Origin of the sequence: Palleronia pontilimi (genome assembly GCF_016412875.1) — a bacterium.
GTDB classification, from domain to species: domain Bacteria; phylum Pseudomonadota; class Alphaproteobacteria; order Rhodobacterales; family Rhodobacteraceae; genus Palleronia; species Palleronia pontilimi.
The window spans coordinates 447,877-464,892 of sequence record NZ_JAEKPD010000001.1 but is presented as its reverse complement, the minus strand read 5'-3'; the positions used below and the strand labels follow the sequence as shown (position 1 = coordinate 464,892).

The 17,016-nt window shown below is 65.8% G+C and carries 19 protein-coding genes; 6 read left to right on the top strand and 13 right to left on the bottom strand.

Features of this window, described 5'->3' with window-relative positions:
- Position 1 precedes the first annotated feature (1 nt).
- Together argJ and ILP92_RS02340 are read left to right on the top strand one after the other, a co-directional pair.
- Complete coding sequence (argJ, locus tag ILP92_RS02345) at positions 2-1,219, top strand: bifunctional glutamate N-acetyltransferase/amino-acid acetyltransferase ArgJ (protein WP_198914738.1); 1,218 nt, start codon at positions 2-4, stop codon at positions 1,217-1,219.
- The gene (locus ILP92_RS02340) at positions 1,216-1,614 is read left to right on the top strand and encodes a (deoxy)nucleoside triphosphate pyrophosphohydrolase (protein WP_198914737.1); all 399 of its coding nucleotides are present in this window, start codon (positions 1,216-1,218) and stop codon (positions 1,612-1,614) included. The genes argJ and ILP92_RS02340 overlap by 4 nt, the downstream gene beginning before the upstream one ends.
- A 58-nt stretch (positions 1,615-1,672) precedes the next feature.
- Here ILP92_RS02340 and infB read toward each other — a convergent pair whose 3' ends face one another.
- The 6 genes from infB to pip form a co-directional block, all read right to left on the bottom strand.
- A complete protein-coding gene (gene infB, locus ILP92_RS02335; RefSeq protein WP_198914736.1) occupies positions 1,673-4,150 on the bottom strand; it encodes a translation initiation factor IF-2 in 2,478 nt (825 codons plus the stop codon).
- 8 nt (positions 4,151-4,158) lie between these two features.
- Complete coding sequence (locus ILP92_RS02330) at positions 4,159-4,785, bottom strand: RNA-binding protein (protein WP_198914874.1); 627 nt, start codon at positions 4,783-4,785, stop codon at positions 4,159-4,161.
- Positions 4,782-6,401 (bottom strand): transcription termination factor NusA, encoded by a 1,620-nt coding sequence (gene nusA / locus ILP92_RS02325; RefSeq protein ID WP_198914735.1) that lies wholly within the window; start codon positions 6,399-6,401, stop codon positions 4,782-4,784. The genes ILP92_RS02330 and nusA overlap by 4 nt, the downstream gene beginning before the upstream one ends.
- Before the next feature lies 1 nt (position 6,402).
- Entirely contained in the window at positions 6,403-7,002 is a 600-nt protein-coding gene (gene rimP, locus ILP92_RS02320) for a ribosome maturation factor RimP (protein ID WP_198914734.1), read from the bottom strand.
- A 144-nt stretch (positions 7,003-7,146) separates the two neighbouring features.
- The gene (locus ILP92_RS02315) at positions 7,147-7,785 is read right to left on the bottom strand and encodes a CDGSH iron-sulfur domain-containing protein (RefSeq protein WP_198914733.1); all 639 of its coding nucleotides are present in this window, start codon (positions 7,783-7,785) and stop codon (positions 7,147-7,149) included.
- Positions 7,786-7,842: 57 nt separating this feature from the next.
- Positions 7,843-8,814 carry a prolyl aminopeptidase gene (gene pip, locus ILP92_RS02310; protein ID WP_198914732.1) on the bottom strand — a complete coding sequence of 324 codons (972 nt, stop codon included), beginning with the start codon at positions 8,812-8,814 and terminating at the stop codon, positions 7,843-7,845.
- A gap of 62 nt (positions 8,815-8,876) precedes the next feature.
- Here pip and ubiG point away from each other — a divergent pair, with 62 nt between their 5' ends.
- Positions 8,877-9,614: a bifunctional 2-polyprenyl-6-hydroxyphenol methylase/3-demethylubiquinol 3-O-methyltransferase UbiG gene (ubiG, locus tag ILP92_RS02305; protein WP_198914731.1), complete on the top strand. Its 738-nt coding sequence runs from the start codon at positions 8,877-8,879 to the stop codon at positions 9,612-9,614.
- Here the strand turns inward: ubiG and ILP92_RS02300 are convergent.
- Genes ILP92_RS02300 through ILP92_RS02290 form a run of 3 tightly spaced genes read right to left on the bottom strand, consistent with a single transcriptional unit; the run spans position 9,611 to position 11,451 of the window.
- On the bottom strand, positions 9,611-10,441 hold the full coding sequence (locus ILP92_RS02300; protein WP_198914730.1) for a carbon-nitrogen hydrolase family protein: 831 nt from the start codon (positions 10,439-10,441) through the stop codon (positions 9,611-9,613). The genes ubiG and ILP92_RS02300 overlap by 4 nt on opposite strands.
- Before the next feature lie 3 nt (positions 10,442-10,444).
- The gene (gene grxC, locus ILP92_RS02295; RefSeq protein ID WP_198914729.1) at positions 10,445-10,702 is read right to left on the bottom strand and encodes a glutaredoxin 3; all 258 of its coding nucleotides are present in this window, start codon (positions 10,700-10,702) and stop codon (positions 10,445-10,447) included.
- Positions 10,703-10,731: 29 nt separating this feature from the next.
- Entirely contained in the window at positions 10,732-11,451 is a 720-nt protein-coding gene (locus tag ILP92_RS02290) for a double zinc ribbon domain-containing protein (RefSeq protein ID WP_198914728.1), read from the bottom strand.
- A gap of 22 nt (positions 11,452-11,473) precedes the next feature.
- Between ILP92_RS02290 and ILP92_RS02285 the strand changes: the two genes are divergently transcribed.
- Together ILP92_RS02285 and hemH are read left to right on the top strand one after the other, a co-directional pair.
- Complete coding sequence (locus ILP92_RS02285) at positions 11,474-12,307, top strand: methyltransferase domain-containing protein (protein WP_198914727.1); 834 nt, start codon at positions 11,474-11,476, stop codon at positions 12,305-12,307.
- A 57-nt stretch (positions 12,308-12,364) separates the two neighbouring features.
- Positions 12,365-13,453: a ferrochelatase gene (gene hemH, locus ILP92_RS02280; RefSeq protein WP_438361538.1), complete on the top strand. Its 1,089-nt coding sequence runs from the start codon at positions 12,365-12,367 to the stop codon at positions 13,451-13,453.
- Positions 13,454-13,532: 79 nt separating this feature from the next.
- On the opposite strand, the gene ILP92_RS02275 is transcribed toward hemH, so the two are convergent.
- Positions 13,533-13,715, bottom strand: coding sequence for a hypothetical protein (locus ILP92_RS02275; protein WP_198914726.1), 183 nt, complete (start codon positions 13,713-13,715; stop codon positions 13,533-13,535).
- 149 nt (positions 13,716-13,864) lie between these two features.
- A complete protein-coding gene (locus ILP92_RS02270) occupies positions 13,865-14,458 on the bottom strand; it encodes a L,D-transpeptidase (RefSeq protein WP_198914725.1) in 594 nt (197 codons plus the stop codon).
- A 173-nt stretch (positions 14,459-14,631) separates the two neighbouring features.
- Here ILP92_RS02270 and dalA point away from each other — a divergent pair, with 173 nt between their 5' ends.
- On the top strand, positions 14,632-15,171 hold the full coding sequence (dalA, locus tag ILP92_RS02265) for a divisome-associated lipoprotein DalA (protein ID WP_198914724.1): 540 nt from the start codon (positions 14,632-14,634) through the stop codon (positions 15,169-15,171).
- Positions 15,172-15,175: 4 nt separating this feature from the next.
- On the opposite strand, the gene ILP92_RS02260 is transcribed toward dalA, so the two are convergent.
- Positions 15,176-15,676 carry a L,D-transpeptidase family protein gene (locus ILP92_RS02260; protein ID WP_198914723.1) on the bottom strand — a complete coding sequence of 167 codons (501 nt, stop codon included), beginning with the start codon at positions 15,674-15,676 and terminating at the stop codon, positions 15,176-15,178.
- 117 nt (positions 15,677-15,793) lie between these two features.
- Positions 15,794-17,008 carry a class I SAM-dependent RNA methyltransferase gene (locus ILP92_RS02255; RefSeq protein ID WP_198914722.1) on the bottom strand — a complete coding sequence of 405 codons (1,215 nt, stop codon included), beginning with the start codon at positions 17,006-17,008 and terminating at the stop codon, positions 15,794-15,796.
- Between the last annotated feature and the right edge of the window lie 8 nt (positions 17,009-17,016).

Genomic DNA, 17,016 nt, shown 5'->3' with positions numbered 1-17,016 from the left:
GATGCCGACCCTGTCGCCGCTGGCGCCCGAGCGGTTTCCGGAACTGCCGGAAATCGCGGGACTTCGCATCTCCACCGCCCAGGCGGGCGTGCGCTACAAGGACCGCACCGACGTGATGCTGGCGGTCCTGGATCCCGGCGCCAGCGTGGCGGGTGTCTTCACGCGCTCGGCCACCCGTTCGGCCCCGGTGCTGGATTGCCAGGCCAAGCTGGGCGGCGATGGCAGCGCGGGTGCGGCCATCCTGGTGAATTCCGGCAATTCGAACGCCTTCACGGGCCGCGCAGGCGAAGCGTCGGTCGCACGGATCTGTGCGTCGGTCGCCGCGGCTTGCGACGTGCCCGGGTCGCGGGTCTTCACGTCGTCGACCGGTGTGATCGGCGAGCGGCTGCCGGACGACCGGATCACCGCCGCGCTGGACGGGCTGGTGGCCGGTCTGGCCCCGGGCGGGCTGCCGGACGCCGCGCGCGCGATCATGACGACCGATACCTTCCCCAAGGGCGCGGTCCGCACGGTCGACGTCGCGGGCGAAACCGTGACCATCGCCGGAATCGCCAAGGGATCGGGCATGATCGCGCCCGATATGGCGACAATGCTGGTCTATATCTTCACCGACGCGACCATCGCCCAGCCGCTGTTGCAGGACATGGTCGCGGCCCGGGCGGATGCCACGTTCAACTGCATCACCGTTGACAGCGACACGTCGACCTCGGACACGCTGCTGATGGCGGCCACCAATGTCGGCCCCGAAGTGACCGAGCGCGGCGGCGCGTTCGAGGACGCGTTGGGCGATTTGATGCTGGATCTCGCGCACCAGGTCGTCCGGGACGGGGAAGGCGCGACCAAGTTCATCGAAGTCGCCGTGACGGGGGCCGCCAGCGACGCGGACGCGCGCAAGGTCGCCATGTCCATCGCCAATTCGCCGCTGGTCAAGACCGCCATCGCCGGTGAAGACCCAAACTGGGGCCGCATCGTCATGGCGGTCGGCAAGTCCGGCGCGGCGGCGGACAGGGACCAGTTGTCGATCCGCTTCGGGGACGTGCTGGTGGCCGAAAAAGGCTGGGTCGCCGAAAGCTACACCGAAGAAGCAGGCGCCGCCCACATGAAGGGCGACGAGATCGAGATCGACGTCGATCTGGGGCTGGGTGACGGCAAGGCCACGGTGTGGACCTGCGACCTGACCCACGGATACATCACGATCAACGCGGATTACCGTTCGTGAAAACCGTTCTGGTGTCGGCCGTCGCGCTGATCGACGTGGACGGGCGGGTGCTTTTGGCCCAGCGTCCGCCCGGCAAGTCCATGGCGGGCCTTTGGGAATTTCCGGGCGGCAAGGTCGAGCCGGGCGAGACTCCGGAAGCCGCGCTGATCCGCGAGCTGCACGAAGAGCTGGGCATCGACACCTGGCAGTCGTGCCTTGCGCCGCTGACCTTCGCGTCGCACGGGTACGACGATTTCCACCTGATCATGCCGCTGTTTGCCTGCCGCAAATGGGACGGGCAGCCGCGGGCGCGCGAGGGCCAGACCCTGAAATGGGTGCGCCCGCACGACATGCGCGACTTTCCCATGCCGCCCGCCGATCTGCCGCTGATCCCGATCCTGCGCGACTGGCTCTAGCCCACGCAAAAGGCCCGCAGATCGCTCTGCGGGCCTTTTTGTTGGTCTGCCGGTCGGCTTAAAGGTTCCGCTCGACTTCTTCGCGCTCGAAGATCTCGATGATGTCGCCGGGGCGGATGTCTTCGTAGTTCTCGAAGGCCATGCCGCATTCCTGGCCCGACTGGACCTCGGCCACCTCGTCCTTGAAGCGCTTCAGCGTCTTCAGCGTGCCTTCGTGGATCACCACGTTGTCGCGCAGCAGGCGGACGCCTGCCGACCGACGCGCCACGCCTTCGGTGACCAGGCAGCCGGCGACATTGCCGACCTTCGACACCTTGAAGACTTCGCGGATCTCGGCGTAACCGATGAACTTCTCGCGCACTTCCGCGGACAGAAGGCCGCTGGCCGCCTGTTTCACGTCGTCCACCAGGTCGTAGATCACCGAGTAGTACCGGATCTCGACGCCCTTCTGGTTGGCGACGTTCCGCGCGGTCGCATTGGCACGGACGTTGAAGCCGATGACCGGCGCCCCCGACGCTTCGGCCAGGCCGATGTCGGATTCGGTGATCGCGCCGACACCCGAATGCAGCACGCGCACGCGCACTTCTTCGTTGCCGATCTTTTCCATGGCCTGGGTGATCGCCTCGGCCGAGCCCTGCACGTCGGCTTTCACCAGGATGGGCAGTTCGGCCACGCTTTCGTCGGCCTTCGCGTTCGCCATCAGCTGGTCCAGCGTCACGGCGGCACCGGCGGCGGCGCGTTTGTCCTTGGCGGCCTTTTCGCGGTATTCCGCGATCTCGCGCGCCTGGGCTTCGGTTTCGACCACGTTCAGCACATCGCCCGCTTCGGGCGTGCCGTTCAGGCCCAGAACCTCGACCGGGACCGACGGGCCGGCTTCGTCGACCCGGTCGCCCTGGTCGTTTTCCATGGCGCGGACCTTGCCCCACTGCTCGCCGACGACGAAGATGTCGCCCTTGCGCAGGGTGCCGTGCTGGACCAACACGGTGGCCACGGGACCGCGGCCCACGTCCAGCTGCGCCTCGATCACGGCGCCCTGGGCGGCGCGATTGGGGTTGGCCTTCAGCTCAAGAACCTCGGACTGCAGCGCGATGGCTTCCAGCAGTTCGTCCAGGCCCTGGCCCGTGGTGGCCGAAACCTCGACGTCCTGCACGTCGCCCGACATCTGTTCGACGATGACTTCGTGCTGCAGAAGATCGGTGCGCACCTTGTTGGGATCGGCCGCGGGGCGGTCGATCTTGTTGATGGCGACGATCATGGGCACACCGGCGGCCTTGGCGTGACTGATCGCCTCGATCGTCTGCGGCATGACTGCGTCGTCGGCGGCGACCACGAGGATGACGATATCCGTCACCTGCGCGCCGCGGGCCCGCATGGACGTGAACGCGGCGTGGCCGGGCGTGTCCAGGAAGGTCAGCTTGGTGCCGTTGGTTTCCACCTGGTAGGCGCCGATATGCTGGGTGATGCCACCGGCCTCGCCCTGCACGACGCGGGCGTTGCGGATGGCGTCCAGCAGCGACGTCTTGCCGTGGTCCACGTGGCCCATGACGGTGATGATCGGGGCGCGCGGCTCCAGGTCTTCTTCCTTGTCCTCGACCTGGTCGATGACCTGTTCCACGTCCGAATCGGATACGCGGACGACGTTATGGCCGAATTCTTCGATGATCAGTTCCGCCGTATCTGCGTCGATGGTTTGTGTCTGCGTGGCCATGATGCCGTTCTGCATCAGCGCCTTGACGACATCGGCGACCTTTTCGCTCATCCGGTTGGACAGCTCGCTGACGGTGATGGCTTCGGGCAGGTTGACGTTGCGCGTGACCTTTTCGCGGTCCTGCTGCTGGCCCATGGCCTTCTTGCGGGCACGATCCTGCTGGCGCTTCATCGACGCCATCGACCGCTGACGTCCACCTTCGCCGCCGCGTAGCGCCTGGTTCACGGTCAGCTTGCCCGAGCGGCGCTTGTCCTCGGCACCGCGGGACGGCTTGGCCTTCTCGCGCTCGCGCTCGGGTGTCTTCGTCGGGGCGGCCTTCATCGGCTTGGCCGCGCGGGCCTCGGCCTCGGCCGGATCGGCGGCGGGCGCGTTGGCGCGGGCCTTCGCGTCAGCCTCGTCCTGAAGACGGCGCGCGTCTTCGTCGGCCTTCGCCTTCAGCGCGTCCTCGCGCTCTTTTTCTTCGCGTTCCTTGGCTTCCTGATCGGCGCGGCGGCGTTCGCGCTCTTCGGCGCGGGCCTTTTCCTCGGCCTCGCGCTCGGCGGCTTCTTCGCCTTCGCGGGCCTTCGCGGCCGCAAGGGCCTTCATCCGGCGCTCGAGTTCGGCATCCGAAATACCCGCGGGGCGCTTCTTGGGATCGCCACCGGCGGGCGCTGGCTTGGCCGCGCCGCTATCGGGCTTGGGAGCCGCCGGTTTCGGCATCACCACGCGCTTGCGCTTCGTCTCGACCACGACGTTCTTGGTCCGGCCGTGGCTGAAGCTTTGCTTTACCTGACCCGAACGCGGTCCACCGCGTACACCAAGCGTCTTTTTGCCGTCATTCTCACTCATCGAGTCTTCTATACCTTTCCGGGAACCGGATCGTTCCCGTCATCTTGCGTTTCGATTGTCCGAACGCCGGAAAGCCGCACGGCGTCGTCCCTGAACAAGTCAGCGAGTCTGCCTGCGGCAAGCGCTGCATGTATCACACGTTCGCGTCCGAAGGACAAACCCAATTCCTGCGCGGTCAGGATGTCGAAAAACGATCCGCGCCCGCCCGGTTTATACAGCTTCGACTTGCCCCGTTCGGACCCGTCGCTGGCTTGCAAAAGGATCGTGGCGGTGCCCTTTTCAAGCCAGTCTTTCACCTTCTCGAAGCCGGTCACCGCGCGCCCCGCCTTTCGGGACATGCTGATCCGGTCAAGCACACGTCGCACAAGGGCGGCTTCGACCTCGGCCACAAGCCCGTCGGGCACCGTGACCTGACGTTTCGCGCCTTTCGAGAACAACTTCTTCTTCACGGCCATCTCGAGCGCGTCCCGCTCGGCCGACACGTACATTCCCCGACCCGGCAACTTGCCGGCCACATCGGGATATATGGTGTCGTCGGGGCCCAATACAAACCGGATCAGGCCCCTTTTTGGCGACACCTCGCCCGTGACCAGGCACTTGCGTTCCGGGTCGCTTATGTGGGCGGCGCGGCTCAGGCCTGCGCCTCCTCTGTCTCTCCCGCTGTCTCTTCGGGCTCTTCGTCGGACACCAGGTCATCGGGATCGACCCAGCCCAGCTGGATCCGCGCGGTCATCACCATGGCCTGCGCTTCTTCCAGGTCCACGCCGAAGGGCTCGAGCACGCCGTCATCCTTGTGACGCGCGCCGTCCACGACGGTCCAGCCGCCGGCCAGTTCCCAGTCGGCGCAGGTGGCGAAGTCTTCCAGCGTCTTGACGCCGTCATTGGCCAGCGCCTCGATCATCTGGGGCGTCAGCCCGTCGAACCCGACAAGGCTGTCCTCGACACCCAGCGCGCGGGCATTTTCCAGCGCCTTTGCGTTCTGCGCGTCGATGTAGTCGCGCGCACGGGCCTGAAGTTCGGCCGCCGTATCCTCGTCCACGCCGTCGATGACGGTCAGCTCGTCCAGCTCGACATAGGCGACTTCTTCCAGCGACGTGAAACCTTCGGCCACCAGCAACTGGGCAAAGAATTCGTCCAGGTCCAGCGTGTCGACGAACAGCTTGGTGCGCTCTTCGAACTCGGCCTGGCGGCGGGCGGATTCCTCTTCCTCGGTCATGATGTCGATATCCAGACCGGTCAGCTGCGACGCCAGGCGCACGTTCTGGCCGCGACGGCCGATCGCCAGCGAAAGCTGTTCCTCGGGCACGACGACCTCGATCCGCTCGGCATCCTCGTCCAGAACGACCTTGCTGACCTCGGCGGGCTGCAGCGCATTCACCAGGAAGGTCGGCATGTCCTCGTTCCAGGGGATGATGTCGATCTTTTCGCCCTGAAGCTCGTTCACCACGGCCTGCACGCGGCTGCCGCGCATACCGACGCAGGCGCCCACGGGGTCGATGGACGAGTCGTACGAGATCACGCCGATCTTGGCGCGGCTGCCGGGGTCGCGGGCGACGGCTTTGATCTCGATGATGCCTTCGTAGATCTCGGGCACTTCCATCTTGAAGAGCTCGGCCATGAACTCGGGCGCGGTGCGGCTGAGGAAGATCTGGGGCCCGCGCACTTCGCGGCGCACGTCCTTGATATAGACGCGGATGCGGTCGTTCGGGCGATAGCTTTCGCGGCCGATCTTCTCGTTGCGGCGCAGCACGGCTTCGCCCGCGCCGATATCGACGATGACGTTGCCGTATTCCTCGCGCTTGACGATCCCGTTGATGATGGTGCCCGCGCGGTCCTTGAATTCTTCGTACTGGCGGTCACGCTCGGCTTCGCGCACCTTCTGCAGGATCACCTGCTTGGCGGATTGCGCGGCGATGCGGCCCATTTCCACGGGCGGCACTTCTTCCACGAAGGTGTCGCCGATCTTGGGGTCGTCCAGGTATTGCTTCGCCGTCTCGACCGTCATTTCGGCCTGGTAATTCTCGAGCTCGTCGTCCGCGACCACCGTGCGGACCCGCGTGAAGGTGGCGCGACCGGTCTTGCGGTCGATGGAAACACGGATGTCCATCTCGGAGCCGTAACGGGACTTCGCGGCCCGGGCGAGGCTCTCTTCCATGGCCTCGACCACAAGACCGGGGTCGATCATCTTCTCGCGCGCGACCGCTTCGGCGGTCTGCAGCAACTCAAGCTGGTTGGCGGATGTAATGGCCATGTCAGTGGTCCTTCTGATCGGGAAGACGCGCATCGTCTTCGCTGTCGATGATGGTTTCGATTTCGTCGAATTGGGTTTCGTCGATTGCGCCCGCGTCCTTGCGGGACTTCAGCACGTCGCGGATCAGGTCGTCGGTCAGCACCAGTTTCGCGTCGCTCAGCCAGTCGAACTGCAGACCGATGGTGCCTTCGTCGATTTCCAGCAGAACCTCGCTGCCGTCGACCCCCGCCAGCGTGCCCTTGAAGCGGCGGCGGCCTTCGATCATCTCGTCGGTCTCGATCTTGGCGACGTAGCCTTCCCAGGCCGCGAAATCCTTCAGCCGGGTCAGGGGCCGGTCGATGCCGGGGGACGACACTTCCAGCGTGTAGGCGTCTTCGATCGGGTCCTCGACATCCAGGTGGGCCGACACGGCGGTCGAGATGTCACCGCAATCGTCCACTTCGATGCCGCCCTCGGGCTTGTCGGCCATGATCTGCACAGTGGGCGTCTTGCCGCCCATGTACCGCACGCGCACCAACTCGTACCCCATGCCTTCGATCACCGGGGTGATGATCTCGGCCAGGCGGCGGTCAATGCTGGCTTTCGCAATCAGGTCGGACATGACTTCCTTCACAAGCACAAAAAAAACGGGCGCGCGGCCCGTTACGTGGTTCCGGTGGGCTTCGGGTGTGGACCCCGACGCGCCGCTGTTGGAGGGGATGTAGACGCTCGCGGTCCCCATTGCAAGGGCCGCGAGCGTGTCGGTTTACGAGTTGTCGTCCTTCCAGTTGGCCCCCGCATGCGAGCCATCGCAATAGGGCTTGTTGCCCGACAGCCCGCAACGGCAGAGCACGTATTTGTCGCGCGTCGCGCCTTCGCCGGGAAGGTCCACGTCGATGGAAGCGCCTTCCACCCAGTAGGGGCCGTTCTTTTCCACCGTGATCTGGGCGCGGCCGGGCAGAAGCTGCTGCGCGTCGCCCTTCGTCTCGAGCATCAGCGCGCCCGACGGACAGGCCCGCACCGCAGCCTCGATCACCGCGGGATCGGCGTTCTCGGGCTTGATCCAGGGGCGGCGGTCGGGATCGAACGCGTCGGGTGCCCGCGCGATGCACTGCGCGGCGTGGCTGCAGACGCGCGGATTGTAGTGCACGGTCACGCCGTTGCCTTCGAACTGATACAGCTTGTCCTTGCCGCTGGGCTCTTTTTCGGACCGGCTCAGGAAGCCCGCCTCGCGGTGGGTGCCGTCGCAGAAGGGCTTGTCCTTCGAGCGGCCGCAGCGGCACAGCGACATATTCGGCTTGGTGTCGATCTCGGCGCCGTCGCTGCCGACCATCGTGTCGATGTGGCGCGCGGACAGCGGTCCGTTCTCGTTTTCAACAATGTGGGGTGATTTTTCGTCGGACATCATCGCACTCCTTCAAGTTGAAGAACGACCTAGCCCCGCTTGGCGAAGGGTCGAGTGTCAGCGCGCGCGCAACTCGTCCATGATCCCGACCAGCGCGGCGCTGATGCCCGGCTCGGACAGCGCGTGGCCCGCGCGCGGCACGATCTTGAGGGTCGAGCCGGGCCATGCCTTGTGGATCGCGTGGGCCGAGGTCGGCGGGCAGATCATGTCGTAGCGGCCCTGCACGATATGGCCGGGAAGATGGGCGATCTTGTTCATCTCGGCCAAAATCTGGCCGTCGTAATCCAGCCAGCCCGCATGGGTGAAGTAGTGGTTTTCAAGCCGGGCGAACGCGCGGGCGTAATCCGCCGGGCTGTCGCCGCCGGGCCCGTCATTGTCGATCGACGCCAGCGTGTTTTCCCAGCTCGACCAGGCGCGGGCGTATTTCGTTTCGGTCAGCATGTCGCCCGAAAAAAGCCTGCGGTTGTAGGCCGCGATCAGGTCGCCGCGCTCGTCCTCGGGGATCAGGCTGACGAATCGCTGCCACACGTCCGGCCAGAACCGTCCCGCGCCGCCCGCATAGAACCAGTCGAGCTCGGCCTGGGTCATCAGGAAGACGCCGCGCAGGATGATATGGCGCACCGCGTCCGGATGCGCCTGCGCGTAGATCAGCGCCAGCGTCGCCCCCCACGAGCCGCCGAAGATCATCCAGCGGTCGATACCCAGCGCCTCGCGGATCAGCTCGATATCCGCGACCAGGTCCCAGGTCGTGTTGTTCTTCACGCTGGCGTGGGGGCGCGACCGTCCGCAGCCGCGCTGGTCGAACAGGACCACCCGATAGACCTGTGGGTCGAAATAGCGGCGCATGGAAGGCGAACAGCCCCCGCCGGGCCCGCCGTGGAAGACCACTACCGGGATGCCTTCGGGATTGCCGCATTGCTCGACATAGACGCGGTGGCCATCGCCCACGGCCAACATTCGCTGATCGAACGGGTCGATCCGCGGATAAAGATACGCCGCCGCGCTTTTTTGTCCTGCCGCCCTATCCATCACGCACCTATATAACGCGGAAGTCCGGCGCTACATCGGCCAATGCAAGAAAAAGAGTCCAGATGCCCGTAAACACCATCGACCCCGGCGAAATCGACAAGTTCAGTGCCATGGCCGCCGAATGGTGGGATCCGAACGGCAAGTTCAAGCCGCTGCACATGATGAACCCGGTGCGCCTGGATTACATCTGCCGCCAGATCGCCGCGGAATTCGGTCGTGATCTCACCGCGTCGCGCCCCTTCGACGGGCTGCGCCTTCTGGATATCGGCTGCGGCGGCGGCCTTCTGTCCGAGCCGATGGCGCGCCTGGGGGCGACGGTCGTCGGCGCCGACGCGGCCGAGCGCAACATCCCCGTCGCGCGGGTCCATGCCGAAGCCCAGGGGCTGCAGATCGACTATCGCCATACCACCGCCGAGGCGCTGGCCGCGGCGGGCGAGCGCTTCGACGTGGTGCTGAACATGGAGGTGATCGAGCATGTCGCAGACCCCGCCGCCTACCTGGCCGCCTGCCACGCGTTGCTGAAACCAGGCGGGCTGATGATCTGTTCGACCCTGAACCGCACCACGAAAAGCTTCGGCGCGGCCATCCTGGGGGCCGAATGGATCATGCGCTGGCTGCCGAAAGGCACCCATGACTGGAACAAGTTCATCACGCCCGACGAGCTTTACGCCCTGCTGCGCCGCGCCGGACTGGACCCGGTGGACCGCAGCGGGTTCGTGTTCAACCCGCTGACGTGGCAATGGAAGATCTCGGACCGCGATCTGGCGGTCAATTACGTCACCACCAGCCTGCGCCGCTAGGGTCCGTCGAAGGCGCGGTCATGGCTCAGGCTGGGCACCTTGCCCCGCGCCTGCGCGACCCTGTCGAGATCCAGCGTCACCATCGACACGCCCGGCTCGGTGCCCGCATCGAGCAGCACCTGCCCCCACGGATCGACCGCCAGGCTGTGACCGTGGCTGCTGCGCGCGCGCCCAACGGACGCCTGATGCCGACCGGTCTGGGCGGCGGCCAGCACGAAGCACCCCGTCTCGATCGCGCGGGCCTGCAGAAGCGGCTGCCAATGGGCGGGACCGGTGCCGGGGGAAAAGGCGGCGGGCGACAACAGGACCTGCGCACCCGCCTGCGCCAGCGCGCGGTGCAGGGACGGAAAGCGCAGATCGTAGCAGATGGTCAGCCCGATCTTGGCCAGCGGCGTGTCGACGGTGACCGCGCGGGCGCCGGGGCGGTAGGTGCCGGATTCGCGATAGGTCTCGGTCTCGCTCACCTGCACGTCGAACATGTGGATCTTGTCGTAGCGCGCCGCGATGGCGCCGTCGGGTCCGATCAGGAAACCGCGATTGGCCAGGCGCCCGTCCGCATCGCCCATTTGCACCCCGAGCGAGCCGATATGCAGCCAGAGGCCCAGCCGCGCCGCGTCGTCGCGCAGCGCGGCCAGCGTCCGGTCGTCATTCTCGGGTCGGGCGACGCGCTGCTGATGCGCCCGGTCGGCGGACACGCAGGACGTGACCTCGGGCGTCGTGACAAGCTGCGCCCCTTCGGCGGCGGCGCGCGCCACCATGTCGCGGGTGACCGGCAGGTTCGCGTCCGGATCGTCGCTTGCGTTCAGCTGGACCAATCCGACCCGCATGGCTCAGCCCGCCAGCATCTGGTCCAGCTTGCCCTGCCGCTCGAGCGCGGCCAGGTCGTCGAAACCGCCCACATGGGTGCCGTCGATGAAGATCTGCGGCACCGTCGTGCGGCCATTGGCCCGCTTCGTCATGTCCTGGCGCTTGTCGCCGCTGCCCGAGACATCGGTTTCGATGAAGGCGGCGTCCTTGCTTTTCAGCAGGCGCTTGGCGGCGTGGCAGAAACCGCAGAGCGGCGTTGTGTAGATCTCGATCTGGGGCATCGGTCGTTCCTTGGTGAGTTACGCGCTATCTAGGCATCCTTCACCACCCGCGCCAGTGTCACCACGTCGACACGCGACGCCCCCGCCCGCATCGCCGCTTCCGTCGCCGCCGCAAGCGTCGCACCCGACGTCATCACGTCATCGACCAGCAGGGCCGGTCGCCCCCTGAGGATCCCGGAAAACCGCGGGTTCGGCACCATGCTGTCGCGCAGATCGGCAAAGCGGGCGTCGACCGTCTTGCCGTCCTGCACGGTGGTCTGCTTCACCCGCAGCAGCGCGCGCGGGGCGTGCTCGAGCCCGAGATTGCGCGCCATCGCCGCCGACAGCATCGCGGCCTGGTTGAAGCGACGCCGCAGCAGCCGCGTCCAGTGCACCGGCACGGGCACGACGACGCTGTCGGGCGCGCAAAGCGGCAGCGCCTTCTTCGCCATCCATCCGGCGGCCGCGGGCACCATGTCCAGCCGGTCCGCGTGCTTGATCTGAAGTACCAGTTTCCGGGCGTTGTCGCGATAGATCGTGGCCGCCAATCCCCGGGACCAAGGACGCGCGATCCGCATGCAATCGTCGCAATGCAGGGCCTGATCGTCCTCGCCCGGCAGCGGCGCGCCGCACTTGTTGCAGGCCAATCCGTGAATGAAGGGCGTGTCGCGCCAGCACGGACCACACAGGCCTCCGTGCTGGTCGACGGCCGTGTCGCAGGTCGCGCAATGGTGGGGATAGATCATCGCGATGGCCGATTGCATCCGCATGAGAGCCTCCTATCTGACGGGTATGACACAACCGCCAAAACTGACCGACCGCGCCCGGCTGGCGCAGAATCGCGCGCGCACCCGGCCGGACGGGCTGTTCCTGCACGACATCGCGGCCGACCAGATCAAGGAAAGACTGGAAGAGGTTAACAGAACCTTTACGGATATCGCGATCGTGACCGGCCAGCCCGATTTCTGGGCCACCCGCTTCCCGGGTGCCACGATCGTTGCGGATGACGACGCGCTTGCGCTGCCGCCCGAGCGGTTCGATCTGGTCCTGCACGCGCTGGCGCTGCATTGGGCGGACGACCCGGTGGGACAGCTTGTCCAGTGCCGCCGCGCCCTGCGCCCCGACGGGTTGTTCATGGCCGTCACGTTCGGGGGACAGACCCTGTCCGAATTGCGCACGATCCTGGCCGAAGTCGAGACGCGCCAGACCGGCGGCCTGGCCCCGCGGGTCGCCCCCATGGCCGAAATCCGCGATCTGGGCGGGCTGATCCAGCGGGCGGGACTCGCGCAACCGGTGGCCGATTCCGACACGCTGCGTGTCAGCTATCCCGCGTTGACCGCGCTTCTGAAGGACCTGCGCGCCATGGGCGAAGGCAATGCGCTGGCCGCGCGCCACCCCAAGCCGCTGTCCCGGGCGTTGCTGGACTCCGCCACCCGCCTTTACGCCGACAGCTTTCCCCATCCGGACGATCCCGCACGCATCCGCGCCACGTTCGACATGATCTTCCTGTCGGGCTGGGCGCCCCACGAAAGCCAGCAGCAGCCGCTACGACCCGGCTCGGCGCAGACCCGTCTGGCCGACGCGCTGGCGGCCGCGCGCGACGATTCGCCCCAGAGCGGTGATTGACCCTTCCCGCAAACCCGTTATTGCACCGCAATCGCTGAGTGAAAGGACCGAACCGCCATGCTGGATGCCAAATCACCGGACGGAACGCCCATGTTCACCGACAAGGCCGCGGTCTGCCCCGTCCACGCCAGCGCGGATCACCCGAAAATTCCACCCGCCAAGATCGGCGTGCTCTTGGCCAACCTGGGCACGCCCGACGGCTACGATTACTGGAACATGCGCCGCTACCTGAACGAGTTCCTGTCCGACAAGCGCGTCGTCGACTACTCGGCCTGGATCTGGCAGCCGCTTCTGCAGGGCATCATCCTGACCAAGCGCCCGTTTTCGTCGGGCGCCGCCTACAAGTCGATCTGGAACGAAGACGCCGGGGAAAGCCCGCTTTTGACCATCACCAAGGCGCAGACCGCCAAGATGCGCGAGCTCATCACCGAAACCCACGGGGATCGCGTGATGGTCGATTTCTGCATGCGCTACGGCAATCCGTCGACCCGGTCGAAGGTGCGCGAGATGATCCAGGCGGGATGTCAGAAGATCCTGTTCTTCCCGCTCTACCCGCAATACGCGGGCGCGACGTCGGCCACGGCCTGCGACCAGTTCTTCCGCGTCCTGATGAAGGAAAAGTGGCAACCGTCGATCCGCACCGTGCCCCCTTATTTCGAGCATACCGCCTATATCGACGCGCTGGCGAAGTCGGTCGAGCGGGCTTACGGGCTGGTGGATCAGAAGCCGGATGTGCTGGTGGCGTCCTATCACGGTGTGCCGCAGCGCTACCTGATGGAGGGCGATCCCTATCACTGCCAGTGCCAGAAAACGTCGCGCCTGCTGAAAGAGCGGCTGGGTTGGGGCGACGAGGATATCGTGACGACCTTCCAGTCGCGTTTCGGCCCCGAGGAATGGCTGAAGCCCTACACCGTGGAAGAGGTCGCGCGGCAGGCCGAAAAGGGCCGCAAGCGCATCGCCGTGATCGCACCGGCCTTTTCAGCCGATTGCATCGAGACGCTGGAAGAGATCAACGAAGAGATCCGCGAAAGCTTCGAGGAAGCGGGCGGCGAGCACTTCACCTACATCCCCTGCCTGAACGACGACGACCTGCACATGCGCGCGCTGACCCAGGTCGTCAGCGAGAACCTTCAGGGTTGGGTCTAGGCGCAGCCGCGCTGCGGAAACGAAAAAACGGCCGATGCATCGCTGCACCGGCCGTTCACTCTTGGTAAACTGAACTGAATCAGCTGGACGCAGCGGCCGCGATAACCGCGAGCAGCAGCAGGGGGACAACGATCCCGCCCGACGAGCCCGACGATTCTTCGACGATAACGGCCGGCTCCATCATGGGTTCGACGACCATACCACCAGCGAACGCGCCGGTCGCAGCGACCGAAAGAGCGGCAGCAAGTGCAAGTTTCTTCATGGTGTATCTCCAGTATTAGCCCGGTGCCAATTCGAATTTGAGGCGGCAGCAGGCACCTCAGACTGTACCTCGCTGATGGTTTAATCAGCAAAGTGAACAGTTTGCAAAGATTCGAAACGGGGACTTGGTTCCAACGAGAAACCAAATTGTCAAATAAGCAACACCTGGCAACCGGTCTTCGACAGGGAATAAAGCTCGCTGATATGGTTATTATAAAGGCCGATGCAGCCGTTCGACGAGCGGCGCCCGATCTTGCGCGTGTCCTGCGTTCCATGGATCCGGTAATATTGCCAGGACAGATACAATGCGTGCGTTCCAAGCGGATTGTCCGGGCCCGGGCCTATGAAGTCGGGCCATTCGGGATTGCGCTCTTTCATGGCGGGGGTCGGCGCCCAGCTGGGGCCTTCGACCTTGCGGATCACCTCGGTCCGGCCCTTGCGGGTCAGGTCGTCGGTCTGCGGCACCGATGTCGGATAGAGCTTGTAGATCGATTCGTCTTCGTTCCAGTAATGCAGCGCGCGCGACGTGATATCGACCAAGATCGCGCCGTTCGTCAGCGAGTCGAAATAGGGACGCCAGTCGAGCATCCGGAAGCTCGATGCGTTGCGGCGGGTGATGTTGTTCACCGGCGCGCGGAACTCGGTGCTGTTTTCGGTCTGCGCCAGCGCAGGCGCCGCAAGCGTCGCACCGGTGGCGGCCACGCCCGAAAGGAACAGGCGGCGGTTGAAGGTCGAATCGGTCATGGGCAACCTCGTATCCTAGGAAAACTGCTTTGTTTTGGGCCGTACCTAAGGGCTCGGCCCGGGTGGTGCAAATCAAACAAGCGTCATTTTGCCTATCTTTTCGGGCGGTTTAAATTGAACACCGACGAGCGACGCTTTATGCCCCGACGCCAGACCTAATCAGGATAAATGTCATGTATCGCAACGCCGCCCTGCTCGGTTTCGCGGCTTTCGCCGTTCTGGCCTGCGCCACCCCCGCGCCAGTCCTCGGGCCGGATGGCAAGCCCTTGCCGCAGCTCTACCAGATCAGCGCCGAGGATTCGGACCGGATCCAGCTGCGTTTTCTCGACGGTGTGAACGCCGTGCGGCAAGCGGCGGGCGCGCCGGCGGTGCAGCTGAATTCCGAACTCACCGCCGCTGCCGCCACCCACAGCCGCGACATGTCGGTGCAGAACCGGCCCTGGCATTTCGGCTCGGACGGGTCGTCGCCGCTGGAACGCGCCCGCCGCGTCGGCTATCGCGGCGACCTGCTGGGGGAAAACATCTCGGAGACCTACGAGACCGAGCTCGAGACCCTGTCGGCCTGGATGGAAACCCCCGACCAGCGCGAGATCGTGCTCGACCCCCGGGCCCGCGACCTGGGCTTTTCGTGGTTCCAAGAGCCCAACGGCAAGATCTGGTGGACGATGGTCACGGGCCAGCCCCAGACCTTCGCGCAAGCCCGGGGCTTCTAGGCGCTCAGGGATAGATGGTGATCGGCGTGCCGTCGCGCACCATGGCGTAGATCTCTTCCATTTCGCGGTCCTTCACGGCGATGCAGCCCCACGTCCAGTCGCCCTTGGCCTTGCTCGCGGACACGTTCTTGCCGCGGCCATGGATGAAGATGTCGCCACCGGGCGACTTCCCCAGCTCGTAGGCCTTGGCGCGATCCATTTCGTTGGGATACGAGATGCCGATGGACAGGTGGAACGCCGAATTGGGATTGCGCCGGTCCACGTAGTAATGCCCTTCGGGGGTCCGGCCGTCGCCTTCCACTTCCTTGTGCCCTTCGGGCGCGAAGCCAAGGCCGACATTATAGCTTCTCAGGACCTGTCCCTTGTGAAACAGCTGAAGCGTCCGATGCTCTTTGAAGAGCACGACGCGCGTGACCTCGGGGCCCGTATAGGTTTGGAACTTCGACCCACAGCCTGCCAGGAACGTCAGGGCCAGAAGGGTGACGGCAACTCGAAAAAACGACATTTAGCTCTGCTCGCGCAATGATGGATGCGTTCTTTGGCACCCCTGATATCGAATGATCTGCCACGTCCCCAGCCGAGATTCCCCTCACAACCGCGTGAGCTGGCAAGCGTGGCAAAACTACCGCGCCAGGTGGGCCACGATTTCCACATGCGGCGACCAGCGGAATTGGTCCACGACCAGAAGCTGACGGATCTCGAAGCCCGCCTTCACCGCGATGGCCGCGTCGCGGGCGAAACTGACGGGATTGCAGGACACCGACGCGATGGTGGCGATAGGGCTGTCAGCCAGCGCCTGCATCTGCGCTTCGGCGCCCGCGCGCGGCGGGTCGATGACGGCGGCATCGAAGGACTTCAGCTCGATCGGCAGGACCGGGCGTTCGAACAGATCGCGCGTCTCGACGGTCAGCTTGTGCAACCCGCCCGCCTTGCGCCAGCCCGCCAGCGTGGCGTCGGATAGCGCGCGCAGCCCTTCGACCGCGTGGATGTCGCTGCCGCGACTGAGCGGCAGCGCGAAGGTTCCGCACCCCGCAAACAGGTCGATCACGCGATCGGCGCCGCGCACGATGCTGCCGACCGCATCCAGCAAAGCCGCCTCGCCCGCTTTCGTCGCCTGCAGAAAGGCGCCGGGCGGCGGGATCACCTGAACGCCGCCCATGTCCTGCAGCGGGGGGCGCTCTTGCGCCACCAGCTCGTCCCCCCAGCTCAGGCGCGCCAGGTCTGCCTGTCCGGCGATCTGCGACAGCGTTTCGCGCAGCTCGCGGTCCAGCGGCTTGCCGCCCGCCACGGCCACGTCCAGCCCGGCGGGCCCGTGGGTGACGGCCAGCGACAGCTCGGCCTTGCGCGACCCGCCGACCACGACCAGGGCTTCCAGTACCGGGAGCGCGGCACGGATCTGCGGCATCAGGACCCGACAGGCAGGCACCGCCGTGATCGTGTCGGACGCCCGCGCGTGGAAGCCAACCAACGCGCCCTTCTTCGTCCGCCGCCCGGACAGCACCGCGCGCCTGCGGGTTTCGGGCGGGGACGTGGCGATGCCCGTGACCTTCGCGCCGATCCCGTGCGCGGCCAGCGCCTGCACGACCACCGAGGTCTTGAAGCCTGCCATGAAGCTGTCCGAGGCATGCATCAGGGCGCAGCCGCCGCACGCGGCGTAATGGGGACAGCCGGCCGTCACGCGGTCGGCGCTGGGGGTCACGATCTTGGGCGCGGCGATGCGGTTGCCGTCGCGCACGCCGCTCACGACCTCGCCCGGCAAGGTGCGCGCCGCATAGACCGGACCGGCCGCGATGCCGTCGCCCAGGTGGCCCAGTTTCTCGATCTTGATGGTGTCCATGGCCGTCG

What these genes read in the sequence shown, in the direction of transcription:
- ILP92_RS02290 (WP_198914728.1), bottom strand. Translation starts at nt 11,451, where the DNA reads ATGCGGATGCAATCGGCCATCGCGATGATCTATCCCCACCATTGCGCG.
- dalA (WP_198914724.1), top strand. Translation starts at nt 14,632, where the DNA reads ATGTATCGCAACGCCGCCCTGCTCGGTTTCGCGGCTTTCGCCGTTCTG.
- ILP92_RS02275 (WP_198914726.1), bottom strand. Translation starts at nt 13,715, where the DNA reads ATGAAGAAACTTGCACTTGCTGCCGCTCTTTCGGTCGCTGCGACCGGC.
- ILP92_RS02285 (WP_198914727.1), top strand. Translation starts at nt 11,474, where the DNA reads ATGACACAACCGCCAAAACTGACCGACCGCGCCCGGCTGGCGCAGAAT.
- infB (WP_198914736.1), bottom strand. Translation starts at nt 4,150, where the DNA reads ATGAGTGAGAATGACGGCAAAAAGACGCTTGGTGTACGCGGTGGACCG.
- rimP (WP_198914734.1), bottom strand. Translation starts at nt 7,002, where the DNA reads ATGTCCGACCTGATTGCGAAAGCCAGCATTGACCGCCGCCTGGCCGAG.
- ILP92_RS02270 (WP_198914725.1), bottom strand. Translation starts at nt 14,458, where the DNA reads ATGACCGATTCGACCTTCAACCGCCGCCTGTTCCTTTCGGGCGTGGCC.
- ILP92_RS02315 (WP_198914733.1), bottom strand. Translation starts at nt 7,785, where the DNA reads ATGTCCGACGAAAAATCACCCCACATTGTTGAAAACGAGAACGGACCG.
- pip (WP_198914732.1), bottom strand. Translation starts at nt 8,814, where the DNA reads ATGGATAGGGCGGCAGGACAAAAAAGCGCGGCGGCGTATCTTTATCCG.
- hemH (WP_438361538.1), top strand. Translation starts at nt 12,365, where the DNA reads ATGCTGGATGCCAAATCACCGGACGGAACGCCCATGTTCACCGACAAG.
- ILP92_RS02260 (WP_198914723.1), bottom strand. Translation starts at nt 15,676, where the DNA reads ATGTCGTTTTTTCGAGTTGCCGTCACCCTTCTGGCCCTGACGTTCCTG.
- ILP92_RS02255 (WP_198914722.1), bottom strand. Translation starts at nt 17,008, where the DNA reads ATGGACACCATCAAGATCGAGAAACTGGGCCACCTGGGCGACGGCATC.
- ILP92_RS02300 (WP_198914730.1), bottom strand. Translation starts at nt 10,441, where the DNA reads ATGCGGGTCGGATTGGTCCAGCTGAACGCAAGCGACGATCCGGACGCG.
- ubiG (WP_198914731.1), top strand. Translation starts at nt 8,877, where the DNA reads ATGCCCGTAAACACCATCGACCCCGGCGAAATCGACAAGTTCAGTGCC.
- argJ (WP_198914738.1), top strand. Translation starts at nt 2, where the DNA reads ATGCCGACCCTGTCGCCGCTGGCGCCCGAGCGGTTTCCGGAACTGCCG.
- nusA (WP_198914735.1), bottom strand. Translation starts at nt 6,401, where the DNA reads ATGGCCATTACATCCGCCAACCAGCTTGAGTTGCTGCAGACCGCCGAA.
- grxC (WP_198914729.1), bottom strand. Translation starts at nt 10,702, where the DNA reads ATGCCCCAGATCGAGATCTACACAACGCCGCTCTGCGGTTTCTGCCAC.